This window comes from Paenibacillus sp. EKM301P (assembly GCF_011800295.1).
In the GTDB taxonomy this organism is placed as follows: domain Bacteria; phylum Bacillota; class Bacilli; order Paenibacillales; family Paenibacillaceae; genus Paenibacillus; species Paenibacillus polymyxa.
This window is the reverse complement of record NZ_JAALFM010000029.1, coordinates 1-3,559: the sequence shown is the minus strand read 5'-3', so window position 1 is coordinate 3,559 and position 3,559 is coordinate 1. Positions and strand designations below refer to the sequence as shown.

At 54.6% G+C, this 3,559-nt stretch carries 1 protein-coding gene; it reads left to right on the top strand.

The window, feature by feature from the left end; genetic code table 11:
- The coding region (locus HFD99_RS24645; RefSeq protein WP_167441035.1) for a non-ribosomal peptide synthetase at positions 1-3,559 on the top strand (3,559 nt) is incomplete at both ends.

Here is a 3,559-nt window from a genome sequence, read left to right as displayed (position 1 = left end):
AAGCAGATTCAGGAGCAGGCACTGGCTTCCCGTGCCTATGAAACCTATCCGTTATATGAAATTCAGGCCCTGACCGAGCAGAAGCAGGACCTGGTGAACCATATTATCGTGTTTGAAAACTACCCCGTGGAACAGCGCATGGAGCAGATGGGTAGCCGCGGGAACAATGGCTTTACGATTGCCAATGCTTCCATGTCAGAGCAAACAAACTATGATTTCAACATCACCGTGGTGCCAGGCGATGAAATCCATGTCCATTTGGAGTACAACACGCAGGTGTTGGAACGTACAGCTGTAGAGCAAATCCGTGAGCATTTGCTGCATATGATTGAAGAAGCGATTCACCGACCAGATGCGCTGGTGGACGAGCTTGAATTGGTGACTGCTGCAGAAAAAGCGAAAATCATCGATGGTTTTGGATCCGTGGGCGTAGCTGCATGGAGTGATGAAAAGGAATTGGAATTGTTGTTCCACGCCTATGTGGAAGAACAAGCGCAGCTTGTGCCGGATCACGTGGCCGTTGTATACGAGGAGGAGCAGCTTACGTACCGTGAGCTGAACGAGCGTGGGAACCAGCTTGCCCGTAGACTGCGAAATGAAGGCATTGGACGCGAGTCCATTGTGGGCATTTTGAGCGAACGCTCGGTGGATATGGTGGTTGGTGTATTGGCAGTGTGGAAGTCCGGAGGTGCCTATGTGCCGCTAGATGCAGATTATCCGTCCGAACGGATCCGCTTTATGCTGGAGGACAGTGGTGCGACGGTGCTGCTCACGCAAACCGGTTTGCAGGAGCGAGCTCAAGCATGGCTCGCGGAAAGCCGGCTGGCCTTGGTCGGAGGGCAGACTGAGGTTGAACTGGAAACAGCGGCTGGTGCTGAAATGATGGAAAGAGACCTCCTGAATGAAGGCGTAAGCTTGAAAGCAGATTCGAAGTCTGACAGCGAAGCAGCATCCGAACCGGCAACAGGGCTGCGTCTGCGTACTGTATTGGCACTGGACGATGAGTCGCTGTACACCGGGGATACCACGGATATTGAACGTATCAACGAGCCGCAAGACTTGGCGTATGTGATCTATACGTCGGGGACAACAGGACGTCCAAAAGGTGTCATGATCGAGCATCGCAGCTTGGTGAACACGGCTGCGGCCTATCGCCGGGATTACCGTCTGAACCAGTTCCCGGTACGTCTGCTGCAACTGGCCAGCTTCTCCTTCGACGTGTTCGTCGGCGATATTGCACGGACGCTCTATAACGGAGGCACGATGGTCATCTGTCCGAAAGACGACCGGATTGACCCAAGCCGTCTATATGGCTGGATTCGTGATTATCAGATTACCGTGTTCGAATCGACTCCAGCCTTGATCGTACCGTTTATGCAGCATGTGTACGAGCACGGACTGGACATGAGCAGTCTGGAACTGCTGATCACGAGCTCAGATAGCTGTAGCGTGACGGACTACCGAGTGCTGCAAGAACGGTTTGGTGCGGACATCCGCATCATCAACAGCTATGGTGTCACGGAAGCGGCGATTGACTCCAGCTTCTACGACGAAGAGCTGTCGAAGCTACCAAGCAGCGGGAATGTGCCGATTGGTCAGGCATGGCTGAACGCACGCTTCTACATCGTGGACAGCCAGCTGAATCCGGTGCCGATCGGCGTACTGGGCGAGCTATGCATCGGCGGCATCGGGGTCGCACGGGGATACCTGAACCGTGCGGACCTGACGGCCGAGAAATTCATAGCGAATCCGTACGTGCCGGGTGAACGACTGTATCGCACCGGCGACTTGGCGCGGTGGATGCCAGACGGCAATGTAGACTTTATCGGCCGGATGGACTATCAGGTCAAAATCCGGGGCTACCGGATTGAACTAGGCGAGATTGAAACGGCGATCCAGCGGGTACCGGGTGTGCGTCAAGCTGTAGTCATCGACCGGACGGATGAGCGTGGACACAAGTATTTGTGCGGATACATCACGGGGGAAGCCGAGCTGCGGATCGAGGAAGTACAAGCAGAGCTGGAAGCCGGACTGCCAGCGCACATGGTGCCTGCACGCCTGATGCGACTGGAGACGATCCCGCTGACCAGCAACGGCAAAATCGACCGCAAGGCTTTGCCGGAACCGGAAGGCAGCATTCATACCGGAGCAGCCTATGTGGAACCGCGTACTACGGTGGAGCAAGTACTGGCTGCGGTATGGGCCGCAGTGCTTGGCGTGGAGGCCGTAGGCACGCAGGATAACTTCTTCGAGCTGGGCGGCGATTCGATCAAGGCCTTGCAAGTATCCTCCCGCTTGCTACAAGCAGGTTATCGACTGAACATGAAGGATCTCTTCAGCTACCCGACGGTAGCGGCACTCAGTCCATTACTTCGTACCGATGGCAAGGTGGCCAGTCAGGAAGAGGTCGTAGGACAGGTGGAACTGACACCTATTCAGCGCTGGTTCTTCGAGCAGCAGCCGGCTGATCTGCACCACAGCAACCAGGCGATGATGCTGTACCGAGCTGGGGGCTTTGATGTCGACGCGCTGCGCCGTACGATGGACCGTATGGTCCAGCATCATGACGCATTGCGCACGGTATTCCGTGAGACGGAGCAGGGTTATGTTGCTTGGAACCGCAGTGTAGAGGAAGGCGAGCTATACACGCTGGATATTGTAGATTTCAGCGGAGTGGAAGACGAATCTGCCGCTGTTGAAGCTAAGGCGAGTGAAATTCAAGCCAGCATTCATTTGAGCGCGGGTCCACTGGTGAAGCTCGGTCTGTTTCATTGTGCTGAGGGCGACCATGTATTAATCGTCATTCATCATTTGGTGGTGGACGGTGTATCGTGGCGTATTTTACTGGAGGATTTGGCATCTGGTTATGAGCAGGCAGTTGCAGGTCAAACCGGCACAGCTATTCGGCTGCCGCATAAAACAGATTCGTTCCAGGTATGGGCCAAACAGCTGTCAGCCTATGCCAACAGTGCGACGATGGAGCAGGAGCTGGCTTACTGGCAGCATATCGAACAAGCCGAAGCAAGCCTCGCGAAGCCTTTGCCGAAGGATTTTGCAAATGACAAGGCACGGCTGGGAGACAGTGAGGTGGTGACGGTCCGCTGGACGAAGCAGGAAACTGAGCAGCTGCTCAAACAAGCTCATCGCGCGTACAACACGGAAATGAATGACCTGTTGCTAGCCGCGCTCGGAAAAGCGGTGTATGACTGGTCTGGTTCTGAACGAGTGCTGGTCAATCTGGAGGGTCATGGACGGGAAGCCATTGTACCGGATGTGGATATTACGCGCACCGTCGGCTGGTTTACGAGCCAGTTCCCGGTTGTCCTGGATGGAAGTCTGGGAGAAGGGGGACATACTGCTCGCCTGATCAAGCGGACCAAGGAAGGGTTGCGTCATATTCCGCAAAAAGGCATCGGCTATGGTATTTTACGCTACCTGTCGGATCTAAATGTGCTGGAGAAAGCAGGCGTGCAGTTAGAGACTCAGCCTGAGATCAGTTTTAACTATTTAGGCCAATTCGATCAGGATTATAAAGGCAACGATTTACAGCCTTCCGCTT